Origin of the sequence: Paenibacillus sp. P36 (assembly GCF_045866505.1) — a bacterium.
Classification (GTDB): domain Bacteria; phylum Bacillota; class Bacilli; order Paenibacillales; family NBRC-103111; genus Paenibacillus_E; species Paenibacillus_E chondroitinus.
The window spans coordinates 7,629,889-7,656,346 of the sequence record NZ_AP038372.1 but is presented as its reverse complement, the minus strand read 5'-3'; the positions used below and the strand labels follow the sequence as shown (position 1 = coordinate 7,656,346).

General features: G+C 47.7%; 37 protein-coding genes. 26 read left to right on the top strand and 11 right to left on the bottom strand.

Going from position 1 to position 26,458, the window contains the following annotated elements:
* Nucleotides 1-10 precede the first annotated feature (10 nt).
* Nucleotides 11-328, top strand: a complete 318-nt coding sequence (locus ACKTT9_RS33645) for a pyrimidine/purine nucleoside phosphorylase (protein WP_127455460.1) — start codon at nucleotides 11-13, stop codon at nucleotides 326-328.
* Nucleotides 329-383: 55 nt separating this feature from the next.
* Here the strand turns inward: ACKTT9_RS33645 and ACKTT9_RS33640 are convergent, their stop codons facing one another.
* The 3 genes from ACKTT9_RS33640 to ACKTT9_RS33630 all read right to left on the bottom strand — a co-directional run bounded on the left by ACKTT9_RS33640 (nucleotide 384) and on the right by ACKTT9_RS33630 (nucleotide 1,880).
* Nucleotides 384-773: a hypothetical protein gene (locus ACKTT9_RS33640; protein WP_407869416.1), complete on the bottom strand. Its 390-nt coding sequence runs from the start codon at nucleotides 771-773 to the stop codon at nucleotides 384-386.
* Nucleotides 748-1,293 carry an ImmA/IrrE family metallo-endopeptidase gene (locus tag ACKTT9_RS33635; protein WP_407873166.1) on the bottom strand — a complete coding sequence of 182 codons (546 nt, stop codon included), beginning with the start codon at nucleotides 1,291-1,293 and terminating at the stop codon, nucleotides 748-750. Before ACKTT9_RS33635 ends, ACKTT9_RS33640 begins: the two co-directional genes overlap by 26 nt.
* A 182-nt stretch (nucleotides 1,294-1,475) precedes the next feature.
* Nucleotides 1,476-1,880, bottom strand: coding sequence for a helix-turn-helix domain-containing protein (locus ACKTT9_RS33630; protein ID WP_407869415.1), 405 nt, complete (start codon nucleotides 1,878-1,880; stop codon nucleotides 1,476-1,478).
* Between the two features lie 153 nt (nucleotides 1,881-2,033).
* Between ACKTT9_RS33630 and ACKTT9_RS33625 the strand changes: the two genes are divergently transcribed.
* From ACKTT9_RS33625 to ACKTT9_RS33540, 18 genes are all read left to right on the top strand, one after another.
* A complete protein-coding gene (locus ACKTT9_RS33625; protein ID WP_407869414.1) occupies nucleotides 2,034-2,453 on the top strand; it encodes an ArpU family transcriptional regulator in 420 nt (139 codons plus the stop codon).
* A 225-nt stretch (nucleotides 2,454-2,678) separates the two neighbouring features.
* On the top strand, nucleotides 2,679-3,497 hold the full coding sequence (locus ACKTT9_RS33620; RefSeq protein WP_407869413.1) for a minor capsid protein: 819 nt from the start codon (nucleotides 2,679-2,681) through the stop codon (nucleotides 3,495-3,497).
* 17 nt (nucleotides 3,498-3,514) lie between these two features.
* Nucleotides 3,515-3,727 (top strand): hypothetical protein, encoded by a 213-nt coding sequence (locus ACKTT9_RS33615; RefSeq protein ID WP_407869412.1) that lies wholly within the window; start codon nucleotides 3,515-3,517, stop codon nucleotides 3,725-3,727.
* Nucleotides 3,727-5,190, top strand: coding sequence for a phage tail sheath subtilisin-like domain-containing protein (locus ACKTT9_RS33610; RefSeq protein WP_407869411.1), 1,464 nt, complete (start codon nucleotides 3,727-3,729; stop codon nucleotides 5,188-5,190). Before ACKTT9_RS33615 ends, ACKTT9_RS33610 begins: the two co-directional genes overlap by 1 nt.
* Nucleotides 5,191-5,202: 12 nt before the next feature.
* Nucleotides 5,203-5,613, top strand: a complete 411-nt coding sequence (locus ACKTT9_RS33605) for a phage tail tube protein (RefSeq protein ID WP_127455468.1) — start codon at nucleotides 5,203-5,205, stop codon at nucleotides 5,611-5,613.
* Between the two features lie 24 nt (nucleotides 5,614-5,637).
* Nucleotides 5,638-6,033 carry a phage tail assembly chaperone gene (locus ACKTT9_RS33600; protein WP_127455469.1) on the top strand — a complete coding sequence of 132 codons (396 nt, stop codon included), beginning with the start codon at nucleotides 5,638-5,640 and terminating at the stop codon, nucleotides 6,031-6,033.
* 23 nt (nucleotides 6,034-6,056) lie between these two features.
* Complete coding sequence (locus ACKTT9_RS33595; RefSeq protein ID WP_164819622.1) at nucleotides 6,057-6,209, top strand: hypothetical protein; 153 nt, start codon at nucleotides 6,057-6,059, stop codon at nucleotides 6,207-6,209.
* Between the two features lie 4 nt (nucleotides 6,210-6,213).
* A complete protein-coding gene (locus ACKTT9_RS33590) occupies nucleotides 6,214-7,623 on the top strand; it encodes a hypothetical protein (RefSeq protein WP_407869410.1) in 1,410 nt (469 codons plus the stop codon).
* Nucleotides 7,613-8,263 (top strand): LysM peptidoglycan-binding domain-containing protein, encoded by a 651-nt coding sequence (locus tag ACKTT9_RS33585; RefSeq protein WP_407869409.1) that lies wholly within the window; start codon nucleotides 7,613-7,615, stop codon nucleotides 8,261-8,263. The genes ACKTT9_RS33590 and ACKTT9_RS33585 overlap by 11 nt, the downstream gene beginning before the upstream one ends.
* Nucleotides 8,260-9,276, top strand: a complete 1,017-nt coding sequence (locus ACKTT9_RS33580; protein ID WP_407869408.1) for a phage portal protein — start codon at nucleotides 8,260-8,262, stop codon at nucleotides 9,274-9,276. Before ACKTT9_RS33585 ends, ACKTT9_RS33580 begins: the two co-directional genes overlap by 4 nt.
* Nucleotides 9,263-9,652 carry a hypothetical protein gene (locus tag ACKTT9_RS33575; protein WP_407869407.1) on the top strand — a complete coding sequence of 130 codons (390 nt, stop codon included), beginning with the start codon at nucleotides 9,263-9,265 and terminating at the stop codon, nucleotides 9,650-9,652. The genes ACKTT9_RS33580 and ACKTT9_RS33575 overlap by 14 nt, the downstream gene beginning before the upstream one ends.
* Nucleotides 9,653-10,117: a DUF2634 domain-containing protein gene (locus ACKTT9_RS33570; RefSeq protein WP_407869406.1), complete on the top strand. Its 465-nt coding sequence runs from the start codon at nucleotides 9,653-9,655 to the stop codon at nucleotides 10,115-10,117.
* A 1-nt stretch (nucleotide 10,118) separates the two neighbouring features.
* Nucleotides 10,119-11,228: a baseplate J/gp47 family protein gene (locus tag ACKTT9_RS33565; protein ID WP_407869405.1), complete on the top strand. Its 1,110-nt coding sequence runs from the start codon at nucleotides 10,119-10,121 to the stop codon at nucleotides 11,226-11,228.
* Entirely contained in the window at nucleotides 11,225-11,794 is a 570-nt protein-coding gene (locus ACKTT9_RS33560; RefSeq protein WP_407869404.1) for a YmfQ family protein, read from the top strand. The genes ACKTT9_RS33565 and ACKTT9_RS33560 overlap by 4 nt, the downstream gene beginning before the upstream one ends.
* A gap of 15 nt (nucleotides 11,795-11,809) precedes the next feature.
* Nucleotides 11,810-15,079 (top strand): right-handed parallel beta-helix repeat-containing protein, encoded by a 3,270-nt coding sequence (locus ACKTT9_RS33555; protein ID WP_407869403.1) that lies wholly within the window; start codon nucleotides 11,810-11,812, stop codon nucleotides 15,077-15,079.
* A 9-nt stretch (nucleotides 15,080-15,088) separates the two neighbouring features.
* Nucleotides 15,089-15,625: an XkdW family protein gene (locus ACKTT9_RS33550; RefSeq protein WP_407869402.1), complete on the top strand. Its 537-nt coding sequence runs from the start codon at nucleotides 15,089-15,091 to the stop codon at nucleotides 15,623-15,625.
* Between the two features lie 56 nt (nucleotides 15,626-15,681).
* Nucleotides 15,682-16,080: a holin family protein gene (locus tag ACKTT9_RS33545; RefSeq protein ID WP_127455478.1), complete on the top strand. Its 399-nt coding sequence runs from the start codon at nucleotides 15,682-15,684 to the stop codon at nucleotides 16,078-16,080.
* Complete coding sequence (locus ACKTT9_RS33540) at nucleotides 16,077-16,658, top strand: glycoside hydrolase family 73 protein (RefSeq protein ID WP_407869401.1); 582 nt, start codon at nucleotides 16,077-16,079, stop codon at nucleotides 16,656-16,658. The genes ACKTT9_RS33545 and ACKTT9_RS33540 overlap by 4 nt, the downstream gene beginning before the upstream one ends.
* A gap of 237 nt (nucleotides 16,659-16,895) precedes the next feature.
* Here the strand turns inward: ACKTT9_RS33540 and ACKTT9_RS33535 are convergent, their stop codons facing one another.
* Nucleotides 16,896-18,179, bottom strand: coding sequence for an NAD(P)-binding domain-containing protein (locus ACKTT9_RS33535; protein WP_407869400.1), 1,284 nt, complete (start codon nucleotides 18,177-18,179; stop codon nucleotides 16,896-16,898).
* 126 nt (nucleotides 18,180-18,305) lie between these two features.
* Between ACKTT9_RS33535 and ACKTT9_RS33530 the strand changes: the two genes are divergently transcribed.
* The 7 genes from ACKTT9_RS33530 to ACKTT9_RS33500 all read left to right on the top strand — a co-directional run bounded on the left by ACKTT9_RS33530 (nucleotide 18,306) and on the right by ACKTT9_RS33500 (nucleotide 22,742).
* Entirely contained in the window at nucleotides 18,306-19,661 is a 1,356-nt protein-coding gene (locus ACKTT9_RS33530) for a glucose-6-phosphate isomerase (protein ID WP_127455481.1), read from the top strand.
* Between the two features lie 168 nt (nucleotides 19,662-19,829).
* The gene (locus ACKTT9_RS33525) at nucleotides 19,830-20,471 is read left to right on the top strand and encodes a YigZ family protein (RefSeq protein ID WP_315953908.1); all 642 of its coding nucleotides are present in this window, start codon (nucleotides 19,830-19,832) and stop codon (nucleotides 20,469-20,471) included.
* 53 nt (nucleotides 20,472-20,524) lie between these two features.
* Nucleotides 20,525-21,181, top strand: coding sequence for a TetR/AcrR family transcriptional regulator (locus tag ACKTT9_RS33520; protein WP_127455483.1), 657 nt, complete (start codon nucleotides 20,525-20,527; stop codon nucleotides 21,179-21,181).
* A gap of 125 nt (nucleotides 21,182-21,306) precedes the next feature.
* Nucleotides 21,307-21,531, top strand: a complete 225-nt coding sequence (locus tag ACKTT9_RS33515; RefSeq protein WP_157317980.1) for a DUF1128 domain-containing protein — start codon at nucleotides 21,307-21,309, stop codon at nucleotides 21,529-21,531.
* A gap of 175 nt (nucleotides 21,532-21,706) precedes the next feature.
* Entirely contained in the window at nucleotides 21,707-22,030 is a 324-nt protein-coding gene (locus ACKTT9_RS33510) for a hypothetical protein (RefSeq protein WP_326059289.1), read from the top strand.
* 181 nt (nucleotides 22,031-22,211) lie between these two features.
* Nucleotides 22,212-22,454 carry a spore germination protein gene (locus ACKTT9_RS33505; RefSeq protein WP_157317981.1) on the top strand — a complete coding sequence of 81 codons (243 nt, stop codon included), beginning with the start codon at nucleotides 22,212-22,214 and terminating at the stop codon, nucleotides 22,452-22,454.
* A gap of 18 nt (nucleotides 22,455-22,472) precedes the next feature.
* A complete protein-coding gene (locus ACKTT9_RS33500; protein WP_157317982.1) occupies nucleotides 22,473-22,742 on the top strand; it encodes a hypothetical protein in 270 nt (89 codons plus the stop codon).
* Nucleotides 22,743-22,760: 18 nt separating this feature from the next.
* On the opposite strand, the gene ACKTT9_RS33495 is transcribed toward ACKTT9_RS33500, so the two are convergent.
* The 7 genes from ACKTT9_RS33495 to ACKTT9_RS33465 all read right to left on the bottom strand — a co-directional run bounded on the left by ACKTT9_RS33495 (nucleotide 22,761) and on the right by ACKTT9_RS33465 (nucleotide 26,388).
* Nucleotides 22,761-23,108 (bottom strand): hypothetical protein, encoded by a 348-nt coding sequence (locus tag ACKTT9_RS33495; protein WP_246069154.1) that lies wholly within the window; start codon nucleotides 23,106-23,108, stop codon nucleotides 22,761-22,763.
* Nucleotides 23,109-23,120: 12 nt separating this feature from the next.
* The gene (locus ACKTT9_RS33490) at nucleotides 23,121-23,603 is read right to left on the bottom strand and encodes a hypothetical protein (RefSeq protein ID WP_407869399.1); all 483 of its coding nucleotides are present in this window, start codon (nucleotides 23,601-23,603) and stop codon (nucleotides 23,121-23,123) included.
* 63 nt (nucleotides 23,604-23,666) lie between these two features.
* Nucleotides 23,667-23,885 (bottom strand): hypothetical protein, encoded by a 219-nt coding sequence (locus ACKTT9_RS33485; protein WP_127455489.1) that lies wholly within the window; start codon nucleotides 23,883-23,885, stop codon nucleotides 23,667-23,669.
* Nucleotides 23,886-24,050: 165 nt separating this feature from the next.
* Entirely contained in the window at nucleotides 24,051-24,494 is a 444-nt protein-coding gene (locus ACKTT9_RS33480; RefSeq protein ID WP_157317986.1) for an Hsp20/alpha crystallin family protein, read from the bottom strand.
* Between the two features lie 103 nt (nucleotides 24,495-24,597).
* Nucleotides 24,598-24,888: an alpha/beta-type small acid-soluble spore protein gene (locus tag ACKTT9_RS33475; RefSeq protein ID WP_315953914.1), complete on the bottom strand. Its 291-nt coding sequence runs from the start codon at nucleotides 24,886-24,888 to the stop codon at nucleotides 24,598-24,600.
* A gap of 20 nt (nucleotides 24,889-24,908) precedes the next feature.
* On the bottom strand, nucleotides 24,909-25,361 hold the full coding sequence (locus ACKTT9_RS33470) for a GtrA family protein (RefSeq protein ID WP_407869398.1): 453 nt from the start codon (nucleotides 25,359-25,361) through the stop codon (nucleotides 24,909-24,911).
* 1 nt (nucleotide 25,362) lies between these two features.
* Entirely contained in the window at nucleotides 25,363-26,388 is a 1,026-nt protein-coding gene (locus tag ACKTT9_RS33465; RefSeq protein ID WP_407869397.1) for a glycosyltransferase family 2 protein, read from the bottom strand.
* Nucleotides 26,389-26,458 lie beyond the last annotated feature (70 nt).

Genomic DNA, 26,458 nt, shown 5'->3' with positions numbered 1-26,458 from the left:
ACTATTGATCATGTCCAGCTTTGAAAATGTAACAGTATTGACGAAAGCTAACGTTTATTTTGACGGTAAAGTAACAAGCCGCACGGTACAATTCGCGGATGGTACGAAAAAAACTTTGGGAATTTTGCTTCCGGGTGAGTATGAATTCGGAACTGATGTGAAAGAAATTATGGAAATCCAAGCTGGTGAGCTGAACGTACTTCTTCCAGGCAGCAGTGAATGGATCAGCATCAAGGGACAAGGTGAATTCACGGTTCCAGCGAATGCAAAATTCAAGCTTGATGTGAAAACAGTTAGCGATTATATTTGCTCTTATATTAGTGAATAGGTAATCCTATCCCATACATCGGATGAACATTGTTCATGGATGTGTGGGATTTTTTTTATTTGGGGAGCTTGCGAGAGTCACTCCAAGGGTACAAAGTGCGGACCTCCATCTGAAGCACCTCTTCGATATCATTCATCCGCAGCCATAGCTGTTGGATATCGAAGAGTCCTTCTAGATGTGTAGCATGTCGAAGCTTTAAACTGGAGAGGGAAATACCAATGGCGTGGGGACGCTCCGGATGGACGATGAGGTCCTCCAACAGCACGGTGATGCCGGCATCGAACTCGTTAATCTCCTCCATGTTCAGCTGCTGAAAAGGTGATCCCAGCGGCACATAGAGCGAATTTTTGCTGAAATCAAGCTCGTTTGGCCGAAACCGCAGCAATAGAAGGATCGGAACGATGCCCTCTTCATGATAATCATAAAAGACGGTTAGCTTTGCCACCTGCGGGCACCCCCCTAGATTTTAAAAACTCCAGCTTGTTCATGATTAAACGGGTGGCTTCTGACCAATTGGACGGATCGTATTTCTTGTTTGACTGATTCTGAGTATATTGCTGAAACTCGTAGTCCAGGGATCCCTGCAGGACGCGCCTCTCAATTTGGTCGATCCGCGCTTTGGCAAGCCGGTAAGTGACTTGGAATTCTTCAGAAAGATAGGCGATCAATTCATTTTTGTTCTCGGGCAGCGCGAGGTTTCTCAGCATGGGGAGGGGGAGCGCCGCGTAGAGTTGGAAAGCAGATGCGTCCTGCTCCTGCCAATTTACATAACGATCAGGCATTGCCATCTGGTTGCCGGAGTGCCGAAGAACATGACAGAGTTCGTGCAAGAAATCTTCCCACTGTTCCTTGGGGGAGAGGCGACGGTCAACGTTAATGCTGAACTGCCCGTTACTTTCGATCGCCATACTGTTCATATCCATGGTATACACCCAAATGCGCAGCTTAGCCGCCAAATGCGTCATGCAAAGCTGAGAGGGCATTGTGATTTCATGCTGTTCATATAAAGCTTCGACCCATTGTTCCAGAGGGGTTGTTTGATAGTGAGTAAACAGGGAAAACACCTCGTTATGATTAAAATGAGAATATATGTTCGATTTATAGGGATAAAGAAAAGCCCGAGGGGCTTAACTTCTTATCATATGTACTATTGCTCACTATCCGGCGTACGGTTAATCTGCTGCTCTTTGATGAAGTGCCAGAACCGAAGCATTTCGTCCCGTCGTTCCTTAGGCGCACTTTGGAAGTCCTTAAAGAATAGGCTGACCTCAGGATCATCGATATCGCTAACCCCGGGTCCGGAAGGGGTATCCAGTGACTCTTCATCCGTCGGCGCAAAGCCAGCGAGCAGCAAGAGCTCGTCCTTGTCAGCGCGATTAAGCGCATCAGCTAACGCAATGACCGTTTCCCTGGATGGATTGAAGCGGTTATTTTCTATGGAGTTAATAAATGAATAACTAACACCGGACCGCTCTCCAAGCTCTCTAAGGGTAAGATGGTTCATCTTGCGCAGCTGCCGGATTTGAAGGCCGAACTGGACCATATCTTTCATCGATTCATCACCTGTTCCTTATTGTAAATGGTTTGAGGTGCAAAAAACAAGTATTTTTTTCGTTTCTCAAAACTTTTGTGTTGAAATTATAAACAAGTTTAGCGTATGATTTGTTTATAATTTCAAAACGACAAATTTTGGGAGATGATGAGGATGTTGGAACAAGTTTTACACATAGAGCAAGATCAGATCGACAAGCGGGCTACGCGGAAAAGGGTGGAGAGTCTGCTGGAGACCGTTCGTTTGTACTACACGCTCGGAAGTGTTCGCAGAGACGGTGGGATGCATGATGTGCATAAGGTGGCGGAAATGTCTGCTGAATATATCGTGGCATCTGCACGGGAGGAGCAGGCAGCGCTCTTATATGCTGAGGTTGAGCAGGCGCTGTCGCGGCTGGACGAGCAGGAGGAGGAGATTATACGGAGACGCTACTTGCAGAAGGAGAAAGTGCTGGATTACTTACTATGTTACGAGGTGAATATGAGCGAGCGTACCTATCGAAGGGTGAAGGCACGTGCGATGGAGAAACTGGCCTATATGCTTAGGGCGGAGGTGGTCCGGACACTTGGTTAATGTGGTTGCTAGTTGGCCGCTTGTTGGCAATGCAAGGGAGTGGAGGCGTGGTAAGATCGATGTGTAGACCAAGAAGGCGGTGATGCTGCTGAAGAAGATCGAAGTAATCAATCTCCTGAAGTCTTTAAGCAAGGCTCATTGGGAGTAGATGAAAGGATGTGGTTGAGGTAAAGAAAAAAATGTTTTGAATTTCAAAACAAAACAAGAAAAGAGGTGAGAGAATGAATGATTAACATGGCCAAACAATTGGCGCTGTTTTTACAAGCGAAAGGAGAGGGAACGCTCGGCACGGATCTGTTTGTGGATAGCGATTCTCAGAGCTCCGATGAGGCTATTACCCTTTGCCATGTCGGGGGCAGCGCGGAATTCAAGCTGGACGCTCCTGGCAGTTGGCGCAAGCTGAGCCTGCTGGTTAGAAGCGCAACCGCTGAGGGTGCGCAGGAGAAAATTTGGCGTCTCATTGGCCGCATGTTGGAGCCGGAGGAGGGTACCATTCAGGTGGATGGTGGACTGTATACGGTACAAATTACGTCGCTGCCGGCAGGACAAGCTTTAGATGCACAAGGCAGAACTTCTATGAAAGCCGTCTTCCTGCTTAAGCAGATCAAGCCTGTCGTCGAATCGTGGCTGGAAGCTATTTCACAATTCACGGAAACCGCACTTGGCGTGCAATGGCGTGTCTATCGCGGTTTCAACGGTACCTGCCGACCCGCAGTCTCATGGCAGTGTACAGGTTGGCACAGCGCAGCAGCCTCGCGAGGTGTTCAGCAGCTGTCCAAGCAATTCGTCGGTCAAATTGCCGCTAGATCGGCAAGTGAATACCAGCTGGCAGCGCAAGTGCTGATGCTTGGCTTGGCTGAGCAGGCCAAATTGCCACTTGGTGGATTAGGCGACAGATGGTTAACAGTGCTGGAAGCTCAAGCAGCGATTCGCTCCGGTGATTTGTCAACGGGCGTGCTGACAGTGACATTGACAGGTGCTGCCGGGGTCACACCTGGTGCAAGTCCGTTGATAGCTGGTGTGCATACTGAACCAAAAATTTAATAAAGAGGTGACTGATTTTGAAACAAAACAAAACACAAACAAGCAGCAATACGAGTGATGAAATCGTGATGTATGACAAAGAAGAGCTAATGACAAATTCTAGAGAGCTCTTTGATTGTGCACCGGAAGTGATCGTTGGTGCCTTACAAGGAGATTCCGAAACGATGTATGCAATCGCATATGTCAATCAAGCGGTTCAAAACTTTTTACAAAGGAAGGTGCAGGAATAATGGCGGGTGGAACTTGGAGTGGAACGGATCGACCGGTATTACCAGGATTTTATATGAATTTTGAGGCGGCGGCGTTAAGTGCAATCTTGCCTGGAAGTCAAGGTATTGTTGCTGTGCCGGTTAAAGCAAATTGGGGAGCCGTGAGACAGTTTGTTGAAATTACGAGTGAGCAGGGCATCTATGATGCTTTCGGTCGCGATCAAAGCGGCTCGGCTTCCGCGCAAGCAATTTTGAAGCTGGCCTTGCTGGGTAAGCCGAAGAAGGTGTTGGCTTACCGAATTGCGGATGCCACAGCAGCCAAAGCAGCTTTAACGCTGAAAGATTCGGCGTCGGCCAATGTATTGAAATTAGAAGCTAAGTACGAAGGTGCGCGAGGTAACGGCTTCTCGGTCATTATTCAGACGAATGCCGTGGATGCTTCGAAAAAGGATTTGAAGCTGCTTGAAGGCTCCTCTGTTCTGAAGACATTTACATTCTCGGGGGGGACCGTTCAGGCTGCAGCAGATGCTTTAAATCAAGACGGCAGTAATCCTTGGCTGACAGCAACCGTTCTTGCCCCTGGCAATGGTACGCTAGCTGCCGTCTCAGGCAGTGCGCTAACTGGCGGCAGTTCGGGTATCAGCGGGATTGCCTCAGCGGATTACCTGAATGCTCTAAGCGCACTAGAGACACAGGAATTCCATGTGCTTGCGCTGGATGGAGTCACAGATACGGGCATTCAAGCATCGGTTGCTGCTTGGACGAGTCGTTTGCGTTCTGAAGGGAAAGGCATCACAACGGTACTTGGCGGTTCTACCGCTGATGATACCGCTTCTGATGCAGCCAGTCGGGCAGCGGCACGCAGCGCTTTGTTCAATCATGAAGCAATTGTCAATATCGGGACAGGAGCGATTCTCGCGGGTACAAGCTATAGCTCGGCATGGGTAGCAGCCTATGTAGCGGGGCTGATTGCGGGTCAAAAGCTGAGTGAATCTACGACTTACGCGGCTGCTCCGTTCAGTGATGTGACACGGAGATGGACGCGCAGCGAACAGGAGAGTTCAGTGAAAAACGGCGTTTTCCTGCTGTATCATGACGGCCAGAGAGTGAAATCGCTGCGTGGAATGAATTCACTCGTTTCATTGCGCCAAGGCCAAAATGCAGCTTGGAAGAAAATCCGTACGATTCGTGTTATGGATGCCATCAATCAGGATCTTCTGCGAACAGCGGAAGAGGGGTATATCGGAAAAGTAAATAACACGGAGGAAGGTCGTCTTGCTCTGGTGGAGTCAGCCAAGCAGTATATGCAGACATTGGCACAAGCCGGCGTCATTGAAGCAACGAGCTTCGATGTGTATCTGGACCCGGCTTATTACGGAGAAACCGCTGAACTGACACCAGAACCTGATCAAGTATATATCAAGTGGGATGCGCAGTTGACCGATGTGATGGAACAAATTTTTGGCACTTTTATCGTACATTAAGGGGGATTACGAATGAGTTTAGATGCGAGCAGAGTAATTTTAGGAACATATGGTTCGGTATTTATCGGTGGTGTATGGCAGACTAATTTCAATCATTTGGAAGCGAATGTGGAGATGCAGAAGAAAGAGCTCCAGCTTGCGGGAGACCCGTGGGTTCGGCATAAAAAAGGTGCTATGAAAGGCACCGGGACACTCAGCGGTTTCAAAGTTACGAGCGATATGATCGCCAGAGGATTTGACAAATTTAGTCTTGTATCCAAGTTGAATGATCCTGATGCATATGGTTTCGAGCGGATTACGCTCAACAATGTCATGCTGGATAAGCTTCAGTTGGCCAATTGGACAGCAGGGGAGGAAGTGAAGGAAGAAGTAGCATTTACATTTGAAGGCTACACGCTTAATGATCCTATCAGGGCTATTTAATCAGTTGAGCTTAAGGAGGAATAAATGATGTTAACAGATGAACAAATTTTGCAAAAGCTGCTTGAGGCTGATCAACTCCCGGAGAAAACCGTGACAATCGCTAGATTCGGTGTTCCCATTTTACTGCGAGGTCTGACTGGAAAGCAGGTGTTCACACTCCGTGAACGATGCACAGAACGTGCCGATCGTCGAGGTGTACAGACCGATCGGCTCGATGAAGAGCAGTTCAACGTCGCTCTAATCTTCGCTGCAACCGTCTCCCCCAATTGGGGGGACCCTCGGCTGCTTGCGAAGTACCAGGCCAGCTCCGGTGAGGAAGTGATTAAGCGCATCTTGCTCGCAGGCGAGCTGTCTGCGCTTGGCGATGAAGTGCTGGACTTGAGCGGATTTAATACAACGCTGGATGAAGTAAAAAACTAATTACCTCCGGGGGGCTGCCGGCGATGCTCCACGCGATATGGATGCGTCATCATCTGCGCCCCGGAGTATTCTGGACATTGCCTCGCGGGGAGCAGCAGTTCCTGCTTGCCAGTATGGAATTAGAGCTGGAGCATGAACATGCGCTGGAGCGGGAGCGTGAACGCGCAAGGAGGTGAAGTGATGAGTGAAATCGTGACGGTTAATAATTTGGCACGAGTCATGGCTGCGCAAGAGCGATTGCGCAGTTTGGTAGAACGGACAGGAGCATCAACGCAGCGGCTGACAGGCTTATTTAATAAAGCGGCTGAGGCCGGAACGAAGCTGAGCCAGATTACGGTAAGGCCTGCGATTGCAGGTCGGGATTACTTTTCTTTTGTCATAGACCGCATGCTGTTGCAGCTGGCGGACTTGGGACATACGAAGGTTGATGTGAAACTAATGATCAACGATCAAATTATTCAGACGGCGAAGCATCTTCGAGAGTTGCTGCAAGGTCTTGGCGGCGAGTTTTCCGGAAGTTTGGAAGGAAAGGCGAAAGCTTCGGCGTCCGCTTCAGCAACTGCTGCTGTAATCATTGCTGCCCCACCTGAGAAAGGTCAGCTGGACAAGTGGCTTGACCGACTTTTGATCATGGCCGAGATTGTGAAGTTACTTGGTGAGGCCTTCGAGGCTTTTGGCAATGGATTTAAAAGCTTTGCACAGGGGCTCAAAATTCTAAAAGGCTTGTTTGCCGGAAACGGCGGTAAGAAAGAGAAATGCAAGGACCCTTGCAAGGATAATGTCGGTAAACGTACGAAATCTGATGCCGATTCGAAGACCAAATCCAAATCAGGTACCAAGACGAAGAACAAGACAGGCGCGAGGTCGAAGAATAAGGCGGGAGCCAGGACCAGAACACGGGCAGGTGACCGTACAAATACGAGCCCAGGCGGCGGTAGGAACAAATCTAGGGTTAGAACGAGAAACGGCGGACAGGACCTAGGTCGTCAAATCGATCAAAGCGATAGAGGAGGACATCCGGCTGAGCCAAGAACGTCTAACCGGTTAGGTAAGTTTAGCCGAGCCTCCAAGCTGCTCAGAACGACTGGTAAAGTGCTCAAACCACTAGGTATCGGGTTGTCTGCACTGGATATTCTGACCTCGGACAATAAAGTAGGCGCTGCGATCCAAGCAGGAGCCGGTGTGGCTGGAGCTGCTCTGGGTGCATTCGCCGGTTCTATTGTTCCTGGCGCCGGTACAGCTGTTGGGGGCATTATCGGTGGCTGGCTGGGGGATAAAGCAGGAGAGTTGATCGTCAATAAATGGTTTTCGGGGAAAGAAAAAGAACCTCCGAAAGAGGCGCGGACTGAGCTGTTGCCCGCAGGGCGCGAGACTATTTTGATGTCTGCTTCAGCAGCGAGTGCTGGTGTGAGCGAAGGCGTTACTTCGAAAAACTACAACATTTCTGTGGATGGTATTACGGTTAATATGCCGAAGGAGAAAGTGGACATGGAGGAACTGGCAATTACCATTGGTCACCAGATTGTTATGCAAATTGGAGCAGCTATCCAAAATCGTGCGGAGAACGGAGGCCGAGCCTATGGATACTAAAGAAATGAATTTTACATTGGAGGATCCAAACGGCATTTCTCTATGGTTTCCGGTAAATCCGTCCGAAGTTAATATTCGACGCGACAAGAGCTTTGAAACCATCACTATAATCCGTGGCGGTGAGTTGGATGTTCCGCAAGGTGTAAAAGTGAAGGAGATTGCTTTCTCATCCTTTTTCCCGGCGGTGTACGATGCGGGTTATTGCAAATATAAGCAGCTGCCTGATCCCCAAACGGCGATGAATCAGCTTAATACGTGGATGGAGGGGCGAGATCCGCTTCGGCTTATCATTACTGGCACAGATGTCAACGTACTTGTAATGCTGTCTGCTCATAATAGCAGCTTCAAGGGCGGGGAGCCCGGCGATGTGTATTTTGATCTCATTTTTCGTACATGGAAAGAATACAAAATTAGAACACTGGATGAGCGCAGCGGCAGTTCGGGTGGACAGACAAGGCCTGATATTAAGCCGGTTTCTGCTACTTATCAGGTACAGCCGGGTGATTCATTTTGGTCTATTGCGAAAATGAAGCTCGGTTCAGGCAGCCGCTGGCGTGACCTCTACGAAGGGAATCGTACGCTTATCGGCGACGATCCTGATCTGATTTTACCTGGGCAGGAGTTGGTGATGCCGGTATGACAAATAACCTTTCGGATGGATCTTATGATATTTGGCTGGATGGGTCCTATGCGCTTCGAGACTTCATTTATGAGCTGACACTTGAAGAGGCGCTTGATGAAATTTCATACAGGGCACAGGCTACAATCGTCGTCACTCCGGATTTTCCAGGTATGAAACCAGGTCAGGATGTACGAGTCGTAGGCATACCCTACGGTAGTTCGAAGCAAGAAGATTTACTCCATCCCGCCGTTGTCTGGCAGTGCGAAAATAGCTATGAACGGGCTGATCGTCTGACAGTGACGATGTATGATCGTACGATTTATTTGGCTAAGTCGGAGGATGAATTTGTGTTTCCCGCAGGAATGACGGCAAGTGAACGCATACGCCGTTATGCCACGGGCTGGAATATTAATGTGGGGGATTTGCCGGACACAAAAGTTAAGCTTGCGAAGTCCATCTATCGAGCAGAGACGATTTACAACATGATCATGAAAGATTTGAAAGAAACCGCTCGGAAAGGCGGATCGATGTATCGGCCACGTATGACAGTAAACGGTCTGGAGCTGGTAGAAATCGGTTCTAACTCTGTCGTATGGTCGCTGGAGCCGAGTGAAAATGTCATGAACATCATGCAAAAACGAACGCTGGAAGGTGCTGTAACCAAAGTGAAAGTACTCGGGACCAAAGATGCAGGAGATGAGAGCGCAGCCCAAGTTTTAGTTATCGAAGAAGGCGAGTATGCCGAACTGGGTACACTGCAGAAAATCGTGCAGGACAGCAGCTATCGATCCATTAGCGAAGCCAAAGAAGCGGCGAAAGCCATGCTTTCCGGCATACAGGAAACAATTAGTGTAACATCGCTCGATATTAACACTATTCGTGCTGGTGATAAGGTCGATCTGGCTGGAAGCGGGATGGAGTTGATTGCTATGACGGTCAGACACGAGCTTGGGGATCCCGGCAAAATGGTGCTGGAACTGGGCAGCCCTGAGTTGGTTCGAAGGAGGTTTTATATGAATGAATCCGTATAAAAAACTGGCAGCTGCTTTAGACAACCGCATGTCTGTTCACGCGAGCTCAGCTGTAGTAGGAATGCCCGCTGAGCTAGGGACAATCACAGCAGGCGGGTTGAAACTTGATGGTTTCAAACATGAGATTTCTGACTACTATGTGGCGGATTGGATGACCAAGCTGTTTCTGCCGTCTTTTACGATCAGCGGTACGGTTACGGGCTTAACCAGTGGTAATGTGCCGGTAACCGGGCAAGGAAGATTTGCTTTTTCCGAATCAGAGGTTGAAGAAGTACGGATTGCGTTTCAATCCGGCTTGAAGGTGGGGGACCGTGTGCTGACCATACCTGTGAATGATGGGAATGATGCCGTAATTTTGTGCAAGGTGGTGAAATAGATGCCGAATTTATTTCCGCTCGCGGTTACAGAAAAGAGTGAGCTGCCATTGCTAGGAACAGGTACGGGAAGGGGGACAGTTGGATTCGGACGTAGTCCGAAGTTTGATTATGCCCTTGGGGAGTTCGTGTTGACGCAGACAGGACGAATAGCCGAGTGCAGCGACACGGAGGCTTGGTTGCAATGGTGTCAGAAAGCTCTGCTCACCCAGCGTTATACTTATCTGGCCTATTCACGGGCTTATGGTCAGGAGTTTGATGATTTGATAGCCAGACAATTATCCAAACCAGCCAATGAAATGGAAATTGCCCGTATTACGAAAGAGACTCTGATGGTTGATCCGCGTACGGCGAGTGTAGGGCCTTTTACATGGACGTGGAATCAAAGCGAGTGTTCGTTTCAATGCCAAATTATAAATGTGCGAGGCGATAAGAAAAATATTCAAGGAAATGTGGTGATTAATTAACATGACCGTTATACCGAATTATTTGGCTGAACAAACAGAAGAAGCGATTCGGGGCCGTATGTTGGGCAATTTGCCTTCCGATTTGGATAAATCCGAAGGTTCCTACATGTGGGATGCATTGGCTCCGGCCTCTATTGAGCTAGCGCTGGCGGCGATTCAATCGCAGGAAGTCTTGCGGCGGGGATTTGCCGGAACGACTTACGGTCCTTATCTGGACCTGCGTTGTGCGGAGCACGGAGTAATGCGCAAGGCTGAAGTGAAGGCCGCCGGCACCGTACGGTTTACGGGTTCGCCGGGTACGGCGGTTCCACCAGGCACGCGTATCGGCACTTTGGCGGATGCCGTGCAGGGGACGGCATCCTTGCTTTTTGAAACGATGGTCCCCGCTGTTATCGACAGCTCGGGCAGCGTGACATTGGAAGCTCAGGCTGTATTAGGAGGTTTGGGCAGTAATGTTCCGAGTGAGTCCATTGTCTTCGTTGTAGCGCCGGTCGCCGGAATCACCAGCGTGACGAATGTCACCCCGATGGTCGGCGGTGAAGATACTGAAAGCGACAGCTCGCTGCTGAACCGTTATTATGCCAAAGTACGCTCCCCGGGTACAAGCGGTAATCGAGCTGACTATCTCAACTGGGCGCTTGATATTGCCGGCGTTGGAGCTGCTCAGGTGCAGCCGCTATGGAACGGCCCCGGGACGGTGAAGGTTGTCATCATCGGCACGGATAAAAGAAGCGCGTCCCCTTCCACCGTGGCTGCCGTGCAGCAGTATATTTACCCGGCTCCGCCACTGACGGGCAAAGCACCGATCGGTGCGATCGTTACCGTCGAGCCGGCTTCTGAAATTGCCATCGCTCTGCAGGCCAATCTTTCCTTGAATGGCACAAGAACGCTCGATCAGGTGAAACAAGATTTCGCCGTGGCTGTTCGTAACTATTTATCCGAACTGGCGTTCTCTTCTGATCCCAATGTACGTTACGTTCGTATTGGTTCTCTGCTGCTCGATACACAGGGGGTGCAAGATTACAGCAATCTGCTGGTGAATGGTATGAGCGCCAACGTTGTGGTAGCTGCCGGTCGCGTTGCTGTCTTGGGGGAGGTGACGCTCACATGAGTTTCGTCACTTCCCCAAGCGGAAGGCGCATGAAGGGCTACTTGCCCGACTATTACGAAACGTCGCGGGTCATGGACTCTATCCTGCAAGCGCAGGGCGCGGAGCTGGATCAATTGCGTGTCTCCCTGGAGGAGACACTGCAGCAGTTCTTTGTCAGCTCCGCTACGTGGGGGCTGGATGCCTGGGAGGCTGAGCTCGGCATCGCGACGGTGCCGGACAAGCCTGACGATCAGCGCCGGGCGGTGATCCATGCGAAGCTGCGCGGTGTCGGCACCGTCACCGTTGAGCTGCTGCATAGCGTGGCCAGCGCGTATGAACGTGGTGCCGTCGAGGTCACGCAGCAGCCGGCGTTGTACCAGTTCACCGTGCGCTTCGTCGACACGTTGGGTACGCCGCCGAACTTGGGTGACCTGCAGGCGGCCATTGAGGAAATTAAGCCGGCCCATTTGCAGGTCGTATACCAGTACAAATATTTTCTGCTTAACCAACTTCATCAGACGATGACTATAAAAGACTTGCAAACGAGGAAAATGACCGACTTTGCGCCATTTATTCCCGTTTCATAAGGAGGGAGCAAGCTTATGCCTAGCACGACCACGAACTTGGGACTTTATAAGAAAAACCCGTCTACGGACGGGAATGATACCTTTGATATTAATATGATGCTCAACGATAACTGGGATAGAGTTGATGCACAGCTCGGCGCACAGTTCGCCGACGCGGCTCCGACCCCCGTGAATTTAGTGAACGGGCTGCAGGTGGTTGATGTTCCGCAAACGGCACCGCTGGAGAATTTGCGGATAACGGGGCGGACGTTGGTTAATTTGTTGGGGCGGGATGGGAATTGTGAGGATGTGGGGAGGTGGGGAGACTACCAATCTATACATGTACTTGACTCTGCGAATAAGACGTTAGGTAACAAGGGTTTTAAAGTGACACTAGCAATGGGCACATATGCGGCAACAAATTATCTCATTCCTGGTGGATTAAAAGCGGGTAAATACTATATTTTGGTTGGGGATGTGAAGAATGGAAACTCCTCGATTGGATCCGCTGTTTCGTGGGGTGGCATAGATGGGCGAGATTTAGGTAGCTCTCCGGTTGTGACAAATACATCGAACTTCCAAACCGTATATGTAACAGCAAACCCATCAGTTGATAAACCTAATACAACTGCAAATTTAGTGGTTAACGGTTCAATTGGACAGTATGGATACTTTGATGCAATTCGTGTTTATGAATTATCGCAAACTGAGTACAATGCGATTGGAGATATGACATCAACACAGGTCGCTGCTAAATACCCATATGTAGACAATGTTAAACATGTGAATGCACCTTATGTAATTAAATATGGTGAAAATTTATTACCACCTTTTAATGAGTGGATAATACATGCCAACGCCATTGTTAACGATCCTTACAAAGTTACAATTAATGCAACGAGCGCATATCAGGATTGTAGTTTCATGTTTTCAGTTATACCGGGTCAATCGTATACAATTAGTGGAGTGAGAACAGGTGGTTCACATGGATTTTTTAATATGCGCTGGCTGGACGTAAGTAAAAATTTAATCTCAGATTCAGGTGAAAGCGGTACTGCCCCACTTAATGCAGTATACGCGGTTGCACAATGCAATAATGATGCAGCAGGTACTTTCACTTTCAGCAATGTCATGTTAAACCTTGGATCAACAGCTAAGGCATTCACATCACGCAATGATGATATGCTTGCGTTTCCTAACGTACAACTTGCTTCAAGTGTGGATGGTACAGTGTATGACACATTGTTCGAAAGAAATGGCAGATTCTACGTAGAGAAGCGCTTCAAAGATATGGTGTTGGATGGAAATTTGAATTGGACTTTTGGTTCTAGCTTTTCTGGGTGCAAAACTGTTAGTTTATCGCTACCTAATATTGGCGAAACTTTTCCAAATGGTGTGAAGCACAACGGAAAAATTTTAGCTAAAAACGTAAATGCTCCTGATGTAATGTGGGCAGATACTAATTATAAATTTTTGTATCTTGGGATTGCAGACGCAGATAGTGGTTGGGGCGAAAGCTACATACCTACATCACAAGAGATACAAGCGTATTTCAACGGCTGGGTCATGTATGATATTACGACGGGGAATCCTGTAAATAAATATAATGGAACGGGTAATAAGGGCTGGTGCTACAGATTAAATACGTATAACAGTGCGCCTACTGAGAGCACTATGGCAGGTGGTACAAATATACTTCCAACATCGCCTGCACCTAGTACGGGAGCATTCACTCCTTATAAGCTCAGCTATCAATTAGTTACGCCTACATTTGAAGAAATTCAAGTAGACGGCAGCATGTCTCTACACAAAGGACTTAATCAGATCGAAGTGAGCCAAGGTGTTATTGTTCGTGAGAAAGTGATACCCGACATTGTATCAGGAACGTCCGTAGAGTTAAATCAAATCTCATTGTCTCCATTGATGAAAAGAACAAATCGAATTCTATCTGTTTATAGAAACGGTAAGTTAGACCCTACTTGGCAACTTTCTAATAATAACACAACTGATTATTGGTATGGAGGTGGAGCAGCAACTATATCTTCTATATTGAACTACGACAAAACGGCAGCATATGAAGTCTCTTATGTAGCGTTAGATCAACACTTATTCACGTCACCAGTACAAGCAGTAACAGGTGAAGTTGCAAGCAACTTTAAGGTAATTCTCGATCAATTGGTAATTAATCAAGCGGATAATGATGCCCGAATCAGAGCTAATGAGACTTTAGCATATCAGATTTATAGCCTACCGCAAAAGACTGCCGCGGATATAACTTTGCATGTCGATGTTACAAATGGAGCAGATAACAATGACGGGAGCGTAGGAAAACCGTTTAAGACAATTAATAAAGCTATATCCGTAATTCCTCAAATGGTAAATCATACCGTACGTGTAAACGTGGCAACAGGAACATATGCGGAAACTGCGGTGTTATACGGGTTTAATGGTTCTGGTGTGGTTCAATTAGTTGCATCTGGTGTGGTTTCCTTAAATGCTATATCTATTATTCGTTGTCAAACCACAGTAGTAGAAGGATTTACATGTACTTCCACGACAGGCAACGGGTTCTATGCAGAATACGGAAGAATGACAATATTTAATAATTGCAAAACAATTAGTGTATCATCATTTGCAGGTTTTAGCATTGTTTCCCAAAACGGTCAAGTACTCAATTGCACAATTAGTAACAAAGAAAATGCTGTTGCTGCACAGTATGGATCTAGTGTACTTGTTTCAAATTGCACTGGAACTTCAAATAATTATGTTTTAGTTGCAGCAGATGGAGCCAATTTAACATACAGTGGTTCGGTCCCAAGTGGAAACATTCAATTCGGAACGTATAACGTTGGTATGATCAATAAAGGATTTGTTGTCAACCCTTGGGGAGATAACACACGCGATTCAAGAAGCCGAGTTGCCGCTGCAAGTAACACTATACAAAGTCTTACAGCATCTACAGCAACTAAGATCTTATTTCAAGCCTCAGGGCCAGATAATCTTTCCGAATTTATTAGTAGTAGATTTACAGCAAAAGGTAGTGCGGGGACATATAGTTTCGTTGGCTCATTAACCTTCTCTTCAGGTATGACAACGTCTTTAAATTATATTGTTACGATGTATAAAAACGGTTCACCTATCCGTTACCTAAATGTAAACAACGGAACAGCCGCATCAAGTCCAACCATTCCTTTCTCAGCAATGATCGATTTGTTAGCAGGTGATTATGTAGAGTTTTACATCACAACGTCTAGTGCAACAGCGCTCGCTCCTGGTTCAGCACTTGATATTACTAGAATCGCATAGGAGGAAACCATGAACATACCACAAACAATCATATCTCTATTCCCGCATGCACAGCCACTAACCGACTTCATCGTCCAAGACGATTCAGACGGCAACGGGCCATATATCGCGCAATGGCACCTAGAGCAACCGCAACCGACGGAAAAAGAACTACAATCCGCATGGAAAGCCATGCAGCCAACACCCGAGTCCCAGATCGCCAACGCTAAACTCTCAAAAACAGCCGAACTCAACGCAGCCTGCAACGCAGCAATACTATCAGGTTTCACCTCCAATGTTTTAGGCGCAAACCACACCTACGACTTCGACTACGAAGCACAAACGAATCTCAACACGATGCTCAACGCAATCATAGCTGATCTAGTCTCTGAACCTATCATTTGGAAAGCTAGCAACAAACTTCAGCCACATACGATTGATCAATTTAAGACATTGTTCACAGACAGTCTCACCCACAAAACGACCAACATCAACAAGTATTGGGAGTTAAAAATGACCGTCGAATCAGCGAACAGCATGGAGGGTGTGGCATCTATCTCATGGTAAATATTTTGAAAACACAACCATTCTTCCTCTCATCTCAAAAGAAAGGAGCGAAACCGATGAACCAAGTTATGTTCAGCTCGATTTTGGCTGCGCTTAGCGCATGTGTGACCTATGCTTTCGGCGGGTTGAGTGAATTACTGGGACTCTTCCTTATGACAATCGCCGTAGACTATGTCACAGGTATTGCGGCCTCCATGAAGGAACAGCGCGGTCTGAACAGCCAAGTTGGCTTCTGGGGGCTTACCCGCAAAGGAATGATGCTGCTTGTCATCATGCTGGCTCACCGCATGGACCTATTACTCGACACGAATATCATGATGACGGGGGCAATCTATTTTTACTTGGCCAATGAGTTTATCTCGATCACTGAAAATTATGGACGGTTAGGGCTGCCGCTGCCCAGCTTTTTGAAACAAATGATTCAAGTGCTTCGCAACAAGAGTGAAGGTCTATGAACAAAGATCGTTTTATCGAGCAAGTGGCACCTGCTGCCCAAGCAAATATGCGGGAGTTCGGTATTTTGGCTAGCGTGACGATAGCTCAGGCAATTTTGGAAAGTGGCTGGGGCAACCATGCGCCAGGCAACAATTTGTTTGGCATCAAGGGGAGCGGGCAACAGTTAGTTACTCAGGAGTTTATTAACGGCAGATGGCTGCAAATTGTAGATGGCTTCTGTGTTTATGACAGTTGGTATGAAAGCATTCGTGACCATTCCTATTTTCTTACCCAGAATCCCAGGTATGCCAATGTCTTGCATGAACTGGACTATCGATTGGCCTGCCAGAAGCTGCAGCAAGCAGGTTACGCAACCGATCCGCTCTATGCGGACAAACTGATTCGTATTATTGAAGGGAGCGATCTCACGAGATTTGATCAGATTGAAGGGAAAGGGGAGTATATGATGAGTTGTGAAGATGCGGATAAAATAATTATGTTTCTGTCCGCCGCTTGGACAATCACCGAGGATGCAGAAGCTAGAGCGGAGTTCCATCGCTTGGCGGACGAGCTCCGGAAAGCATCCGGGCAGCTGTGATGAGCCTGTAAGAATAAGAGTCTTTACCGACTCTTATTCTTGCATTTAAGCTAATATGTATCAAAATAGAAGCCTCAAAAGTCTCTTACTTGTTCCAAAGCTTCCGTGCCTCCAAATAAAATAAACCGCCTCTCCCAATAGGAAAGACGGTGTTCTTCACATCAATGAGTTTACATGAAACTATGTTTTCATAGTTTCATATTTTTCTTTTATTCATGCTTCAAGCACTTCTAACCTCTACAAAGCATAAGCAATATGCTCTTCAATATATTTCTCCAGCTTAATCCGCACATAAGGCGGCAGGCCGGAAAGCATACAGCCATAGCGGAATTTATCGCCATTGGTCTCGATCCGAATCACGCGAGCGGTGATTGGTGGGAGCTCCGCTTCCTGCGGGAAGTGGATAACGATGAACATATCCGGTGCAAGTGGCGCAGCGGTAGTGATTTGTAGTCCGCTTTCCGATAAGTCGAAAAGCGTGCCGTCGATGTTTTGCCCGGAGAAGGAACCTTCCTGCTCCCATTGATAGATGGACAACTTCAAGTTGATGTCCAGCTTCACACGTGTGTTCCGACGGCGTTCACGGCCAGAAAGCGGAGATGCCGACTTTTCTTGGGCAGCAGCAGGTTCGCTAGGTTTAGCGATTTGCTGCCCCATCCAGTCTTCGTAACATTGGATGATGGAGCTCAAATCTTCATCGCCGAGGCCCTTGCTTAATCCCATTTGGAATAAGCCCGCCGTTGTTTGCAGCAGTGGAACCGGTAATTGGAAGTTACTAGCGAGTCCTTGAGCAAGCAAGAGATCCTTGAGCATCAGCTTCAAGGAGAATTGATTGCTGAAATCGCGATTTAATATTTTATCGCCTTTGAGGTCGACTATTCTGCTGTTTGCGCCGCCAGAGCGGACAATTTCTAGAAATTTCTCGAGGTTAACCCCTGCTTTGGATGCAATAGACAAGCCTTCCGCAAAACCAAGCAGGTTAATACCCACCATGGTATTGTTCGCAAGCTTGGCATAGGAACCGGCGCCGGAGGGACCTAGATAAAGGGCTTTACGGCCCATCGCAAGGAACAATTGCTCATGTTCTTCAAACACTTCCTGGCTGCCGCCGACCATGAACGCGAGCGAACCCTCTTCGGCAGCAGGTTTACTGCCTGTGACAGGCGCGTCGAGGAAATCGACGAAATGGGCGGCAAGCTCCTCGGCCAGCTTTTGGCTTGTTTGTGGGGAAACGGTACTGGAATCAATAATCGTAAGAGCCGGATGAATACCGCTTAGAACGCCTTCTTCGCTGTAGAATATATCCAACAAAGCAGCGTCATTGCTAAGCATGGTAATCAGTACATCTGAATGACGGGCGGCATCCGCGGGTGTTGCAGCCACTTCAGCGCCAAGACGAGCCAGCTCGTCCGCTTTTTCGGGAGTACGATTATAAACGGTTACCATAAAACCTTTTTGAATAAGGTTAGCAGCCATGGGTTTGCCCATTGTGCCAAGTCCGATAAAGCCGATACGTTTCATGATCATTCACCTCTGGAATCATTTTATCATGGGAAATCTAACCTGTGAATGCCTTCTTTACTTGCTTTTGTACAAGCAAATAAGTATGCTAGGAAAAGGAAAAAAATAGAGATGGAGGCGAGCATATTGAGCTCTAAGCTACAATTTGACTACAGCAAGGCATTGTCCTTTTTATCCCAACATGAGGTTGATTATTTGTCTGGACAGGTAGAACTGGCACATGATCAGCTGCATAACAAAACAGGTGCCGGCTCTGATTATTTAGGATGGGTGGATCTGCCTGAGAAATATGACCGTGAGGAATTTGCTCGCATTCAAGCGGCTGCTAAACAAATTCAATCCGATTCCGAAGCGCTTGTCGTTATTGGGATTGGCGGTTCTTATTTGGGAGCACGCGCTGCGCTTGAAATGCTTTCTCATTCGTTCTATAACATTTTGCCGAAAGATAAAAGAAAAACGCCTGAGATTTATTTCGTTGGAAATAACATCTCCTCTACATATGTAACACACCTTCTTCAATTGTTGGAAGGCAAGGACTTCTCCGTTAACGTGATTTCGAAATCCGGTACGACAACAGAACCGGCGATTGCTTTCCGTATTTTCCGTGAACTTTTGGAGAAGAAATATGGCAAAGAAGCCGCTCGCAAACGTATCTACGCAACAACAGATCAAGCGAGAGGCGCTTTGAAAACGCTGGCCAATGAAGAGGGCTACGAATCTTTCGTCATCCCGGATGATGTAGGCGGACGTTACTCCGTTCTGACGGCTGTTGGCTTGCTGCCAATCGCGACAGCTGGTATTGATGTAGAAGCGATCATGAAAGGTGCTGCGGATGCTCAACGCGAGTTTGCGAATCCGAAGCTTAGCGAGAACCAAGCGTATCAATACGCTGCTGTTCGTAACGCGCTTTACCGCAAAGGCAAAACGATTGAAATTCTCGTTAACTATGAGCCGTCCTTGCATTTCGTTTCGGAATGGTGGAAGCAGCTGTTCGGCGAAAGCGAAGGGAAAGACTACAAAGGCATCTACCCGGCTTCCGTAGACTTCTCGACAGATCTTCACTCCATGGGCCAATTCGTTCAAGACGGCAATCGCATTTTGTTTGAAACGGTAATTCAAGTCGACCAAGTGGCTGACCATATTACAATCGGTACAGATGCTGATGATTTGGACGGTCTCAACTTCCTAAGCGGAAAAACGATGGATTTCGTGAACAAAAAGGCGTTCCAAGGAACCATGCTTGCTCACACGGACGGACACGTACCGAACCTGATCGTTACGCTGCCGGATATGACGCCTTACTCCTTCGGATATATGGTGTACTTCTTTGAAAAAGCGTGCGGCATCAGCGGTTACCTGATGGGTGTGAATCCTTTTGACCAACCGGGCGTTGAAGCTTACAAGAAGAACATGTTTGCGCTTCTGGGTAAACCTGGTTATGAGAAAGAAAAAGCGGAGCTGGAAGCACGTTTACAGAAGTAAATGACGAACGTAACGAACCAAACGATCCATCCAATCGGATAGGTCGTTTTTTTTCATAGAAAATTACCATTATTTATGTGGTAAATTTTCTTACAATATTGTCGAAGTCATAAGATGTGTGTAGAATGTAATGAAACAGTTGTTTCCTTCTACCAAGAAAGGTCGGCTATGCTAGCAAATTTCAAAACAATCCAATCGTACGGATCGTCGGAAATCATCATCAAGAAGTCGCGTTTCATCGGTCATGCCAAGCCTGTGGAGTCAGAAGAAGAGGCTATCCACTTTATTGAAGCGATCAAGAAGGAACACAAAACGGCTACACATAACTGCAGTGCGTATGTCATCGGAGACAGGGACCAGATTCAGAAACAGTCTGATGACGGAGAACCGAGCGGCACGGCAGGTAAGCCGATTCTGGAAGTGATTAAGCATCAAGGGCTCAAGAATATCGCAATCGTCGTAACCCGTTATTACGGCGGCATCATGCTCGGCGCGGGCGGACTCATTCGGGCTTATACGGATGGAGCCGTGGTGGGCATTGAAGCTGCACAACCGATTTACAAAGTGAATCATCAGAGGGTGATGATTGAGGTTGATTATACGTGGTATGGCAAAATCGAGAATGAACTGAGAAATCAGGGAATGCTTCTCGGGGATATTGATTTTACTGACAAGGTTACAGTAACTTGCTATCCTTTGGCAGCGGCAGCGGATGCTTTTATCAACTGGGCAACAGATTTTACGCAAGGTCAAGGTGTTATTATCGCTGGAGAGAACGAGTACATCGTTCACAAGAACCTGCCCGAATAGGCAGGTTCAAGACTAAACAAAATTAAATAGGCTAAGGATGCGGAGGGATAGGAATGGCTAGGAAAGCAGTCGCGCAAGAGCTTAGCAGAGAACGAATACTTACCGAGGCGCGGGATTTGTTCGCCACTTTTGGCTATCGCGCTTTAACGATGCGCAGCATCGCAAAAGCAATGGGTTACAGTCATGGTGCGTTATATTATCATTTTACTGAGAAAGCGGAATTGTTTTACGCGTTAATTAAAGACGATTTCTCCATGCTGATGCAGCGTCAACGAGAAATGATCGTGCGTGAACATGGATTTAGCGTGAATTTGCTTCAAAAGTTAATGATGGAGTTCGTCTGGTTTGGACTTAGCAATCCGAACCACTATGAAATGATGTTCATGCTGAATGAACCTGAACTTCAGCAGTATTCCCGTACCGAACAAGCGCAATGCCTCGAAATGTTCTCCATCGTCGTTCGTCAGGTTGTTACGGACCAGCCTGGTTTCGAAAGCAGAAAGTTTACTCTTCCTTGGAATTTGTTTATGTCTTTACACGGCCTCATCTCGTATTGCATCCAGTTTAAAATTACTTATGAAGAAGCCCGCAAGCTGGCTGATGAGCACATTCGTCTCATTTGCGTAAGCTTGGACCTAGATTCTTATGAGCAGCAGCGGCCGCTTGTCAAAATGGTTGGTCCACATGTGCCGATCACCAATGCCATATAACTAGCTTAAGGAAGAGAGACGAGGGTCTTTCTTCTTTTTTTTGCCTATGTGAAGCTTGTATTTTACATTAGCCCCCATGTGCATTAATATAGGGGAAGAATAGCTGGGAAGGATGAGGGTCTAACATGGATTTAAATCAATGGTCGGAAGAGAACGTGGAATTTATGTTTGAAGAAATAAAGAGGAAGCTGCGCATGGCTACGGGAGGTTCCATTAAGGCTTCTAATGTGAAAGCGGAAGTGTATGAGGACCTCAAAGATTTGTACGACATGGTCGCAAGTAAAGATAGATTCAGTATCAGCGAGATCGACGCTATCACAACAGAGCTTGGAAAGATTCGTAAGGGATAAGCCATTATTGATAAAATGCTGTTTTTCTAGGTGTATGGCCTGGAAAAATGGCATTTTTTTATAGACAAACGACTATTTTTCCGGGTGGGTGGACAGCTATCCAAGCGATGTTACCTACACAGGAGTACACTGTAGAGCAATGTATCCCTGGTGGCTAAAAGGAGGTGGACGTTTCGTGGCATCCCAAATTCGTAAAGAAGACGTTCGTAAATTGGTCGGCAAACAAATTGTGGCTCTTAAGAAAGACGGAACAAGCGTGTCCGGTAAATTGGTAAGAATCAGTGGAAACACGTTGATCGTAGCTCCACAAAAAGGTAAAACAGTTCAAGTTAAAGCGATTATCCCTTTGGTACTGTTTGATCTGTTAGCAATTGGTACTTCACCTTTTGCATTCGGTGGTGGCTTTGGCCCTGGCTTCGGCTTTGGAGGCTTTGGCCCTGGCTTCGGCTTTGGTGGTTTTGGCCCTGGCTTTGGCCCTGGCTTCGGTGGCTTCTGGTAGTAAGGTAAAAGGTGAGGGCTGTGCCAAAATGGCGCAGCCCTTTTTGTGGATATCAAGACCGAGTGGACTCCTGGCACTTACGACCTTCTGGTTATTCGTACACCAATTGGTTGACGAATGAATAGGCTAGCATACAGGATTTATCCCATAGCCTTGTCAACCAATGATAGGAGTGAGCACTATGCCGAGTTCCATCGTTTTTAACATGATCAATATCAACAATCAGAATACAAATGCCACCATCGGGATCGGTGAGAATGCACAGTCGAGCTGGGATTCCCACAGTAAGAACAATTACGGAACCGGTGAATTCATCGGGAATTCGATTTCCGCCAACATCGTGAATTTGATTTTTGATAATGACTTTATTGATGCTCCAATTAATGATCAGGATTTCAAACCGGCTGTCACGAATCAAGCCTAATCGAGTGAGGTGAGTCGCATGCAGAGAGCAGCTCTTTCGGCCATTCCGCTAGATCCACCGCTTATTCAGTTTGACGCCATTCATGTGAATGCGATATCGGATGCTTCCGGCATTTTTATCGGGACGAATACACAAGTGTATTGGACAACAAGCGGCAAAGCGAATTCCGGCTTAGGTGAAGTAAGCGGCGAGAACAATTATGTCGTGAATAATGTTAACACGGTTCATGATAATGATATTATCGACGCGCCTTATACCAAAGGAGATCTCGTTATTGGCCGGGTCTAAAGCAGCTTCCATTCACCTTTAGTCAGGCGTTTGTGTCGTGCTGATGACTTCTTCCGGCTTCTTGGCTCCTGGCGTTGGGGTAAAGCCGGAGGCTTCCGCCTGCGCCGTAATCATCTCCTGAAGCCAATCAGGCGTTTCATTATCGCCGACATTGAGCATGTCGAGGAAGTCGGAGTCATTGAGCATGGAGCGTGTTCCGACTAACTGGTTGTTGTCGCCTTCCACAGCGCCAAAACCTTGTACAGTCTTCTGGTTGCTCTGAAAATCGGTTGGCCAATTGTTGCCCATATTGATACAGGATGCACTTTCAACCGATCCGATTCGGATCGAGCCGATGATAAACGTCGGGGACATGAAGGAGGACAAAGGCGAAACACCTCATTTCGTTTTGGATTGTGGTGTGTACTTGTAGCCAGTGGCGGTACGCTCTGTCGTTGACGCCGCGCCGTCGCTGCTCGGCTCCGCTGAAGCGGGTGACGATCCCTTAGCAGGGGGAGGGGTTGGCCTTGAAGCGCCAGCGGGCGGCTCTTTTGTCACTTGAGCACGTGCCATTGCCTCATCGTGAGGGTCTTTTTTCTCATTGGGCTTAGCCCCGAAGTTGTTACCCAGATTTAAGGAGCCGCTCAGTTCCTTGATATCCAAGTGATCCAAACGAAAGGTTAGATTTTCTAAGACAGGCTGATGAACATGCAGAGTATCTATATGAATCTGTGGATGCTTGGCGGTCAGGTTGGATAACTCTTCTTCTAGTTTCTTCAGGCGCTTTTCTAATTGTTGAACAGTAAGGGAAGTCGTAGTAGTAGAAGTGGGCTCAGATCTAGCGCGTAAGGTCGCTCCGGTTGGTGAAGGCGGTGGCGACACCTCTCTGGCTCCTGGTGGTTTGGGAGGCGGCGTTTTTTTCTTTTGAAACCACATGGTTGATTCTCAGCTCTTTCGGATAAAAGGTTGGAAATCAATGCGGTCCCCATCGCTAACGACATGTTTACCGCCGATCACGACATTGCCCTCGCCATCCACTTCTCCGAGTCCCTGATTGGTCTTCACGGAGTGCCGCCTGCCGACGATCCGATTCGTTCCCTTGTTCACACTGGATGATGCCGCGAGGCTGTCGATATGAATTGATTGAAATTGGATGCGTACCACAATAATCCCCTCCAAATCCGCTGTTCCGAATGTTCTCTTTTTAATTATATGGGGACAAACGAAGATTCATTTCTCTTTTCCAAAAATCCCAAAACAAATAACGCTCAACCTCGATCCTATTGCGGGCAGGTGACAGCGTCTCCGGCGGCATAAGGCGGTTGAACGTTATGTGAACTGAATAGGAATAACCTTTTCCCCATCGGGTGGCGCCAAAGGAATGCGGATAATGAGCAGACCGTTATGATATTGCGCCCGCATTTGTTCGGTCAAAGCTCTTCCGGGTAAGCGAATGGTCCGCTCAAAAGCTCCGAAGAAACGCTCGGACAGCCGCATTTGCTCATCAAGCACCTGATAAGGCCGGACCAGATGTCCCCGGATTAACAACGATTGATCGCGAAATGATAGTTGAATCTGCTCGGGGGCAGACAACCCGGGAACCTCCGCGACAACGACAAGCTCTTGCGGTGTTTCATACATATCGATTCTTGGCCCGGTTAACGGGATGATACTGGCAATGTCCTGCCAGAATTCAGGGCCCAGCACATCGCCGGCTTGCGCCGTGAGCCCTTTCCAATCGGGCTTTGGCGGACGGTTGCCTGGAGGATTCATCGACCATCATCACCTGACTTTTGCATAGAAAATAGCGCTGCAAGCAGCTTGCTATTAGTTTATGTGCAGCCGCGGCGGATTATGGCATCTCTTGGGAAGCGGATCATTGCGGGGGGCGCTGCTCGGCTAATTTCTGCTGCGCCATGCGCACGAGTTCCTTGACCATTGCCCCGCCAATGGGACCGCCAACCCTACCCGCGTCTTCCGAACTCAGTTGGCCGTTGTACCCTTGCTGCAGGGGAACTCCCAACGTTCGGGCGACCTCATATTTGACCAAATCAGGCCGCTCTGGATTCACGTTATAGCCTTGATTTCGCATGACTTGAGCTTTAAGAATTCCGAGTCCATGCTCGGATCCGGGCACGATGGCCCGGTTGCTTCTTCTACGTGCCATTAGGCATCACCTCTTGGTGATTAGGATACCCCACGGCTGGTGGGACCATTAGCCCGAAATGTAAAATATTTATGCCCCAAATAATTCCCAATGGTGTACAAGCCATTTCCAACCAAAATAGCGCCATTGTGCAGCCAATCCGCCCGCAACTCAGGCCACAGTACGCCTGCGGCTTCAGCCAAAAGCAGACTGCAGCTATAAGACAAGCCATAACAGCTTAAAATAACGATCGCAAATTTCCACCAACTGCTGCCCACACTGGCCTTAGAGCGGAAGGTAAACGTTCGATTTAGCGTGTAGCTGACGATAGCACCTAACGTATTTCCCGCGAATGTTGAGAGCCAATAGTTCAGATGCAGCACATTAAAAAAAGCGAAGCTGGCGGATAGACCAACCAAAGTATTAAAAACGCCGACAAGTAAAAATCGTAAGAAGCTTCCTGATAACAATGACAATAATCGTTGTTGTATCATGTTATCGTCGGTTTGAAGCAGCCGGGATGGATGGAGGGGTTACGGGCAACTCCTCTTGCTCCTGAGCATCCTGAGCGCTCCCTTTCAATACTTTTTCAATGACAAAAAGCGGCCGTTGCTTCACTTCTTTATAAATTTTTCCTATGTATTCGCCAATTAAACCAAGCGCCAGCAGTTGCACACCGCCAATGAACCAAACCGATAAAACCAGTGAAGTCCAGCCTGTCACATTGGCTCCCAGCAGTTTGCCGACAATAGCATAGAGGGCGGCAACGACACTAAGAAGAAACAGGACGAATCCCATTAATGTAACGAAACGGATCGGAGTTACGCTGAAAGACGTGATGCCGTCGAAAGCGAAGGCAAGCATCTTGCGCAGCGGATATTTGGATTCTCCAGCGAAACGTTCTTTCCGAGTGTAATACACTTGAGTGGACGGGAAACCAAGCAGCGGCACCATGCCACGCAAGAATAAATTAACCTCTTGGAATTTCTCCAAATTATCGAGAGTACGCTTGCTCATTAAGCGAAAATCCGCATGATTGTAATGTATTTTTACCCCTAGGGAAGTCATTAGCTTATAAAAACCTTGCGCGGTTGCCCGTTTGAAAAAGGTATCTGCAGACCGGTCCTGCCGGATACCGTAGACGATATCGAAGCCCTCGCGGAATTTGAGAACGAACTCTCGGATCACATCCGTGTCATCCTGCAGATCCGCGTCAATCGATACCACGCAGTCGGAATAAGATTTGGCGTGCATAAGACCGGAAAGCAAGGCGCTTTGATGTCCCGCGTTTCGAGCCAGTTTTAGCCCGGTAACAAAGGTGTTTGAGGCGTGAAAGCGTTCGATCAGCGACCACGTTGCGTCTTTGCTGCCATCATCAACCAAGAGCATGGTGCTTGTGCTTGCGACCAGTTGATCGGTAATGAGGGCGTCGATGACACCACTAAGCCGGAATACCGTTTCCGGAAGAACTTCTTCTTCGTTATAACAAGGGACCACAATGGTTAAAATCGGAGTAGCCACAATACCTCGTCTCCATCCTGAATAGGTCATATATGTAGAGATTGATACAGGCTTTCATTATAACGTAAAA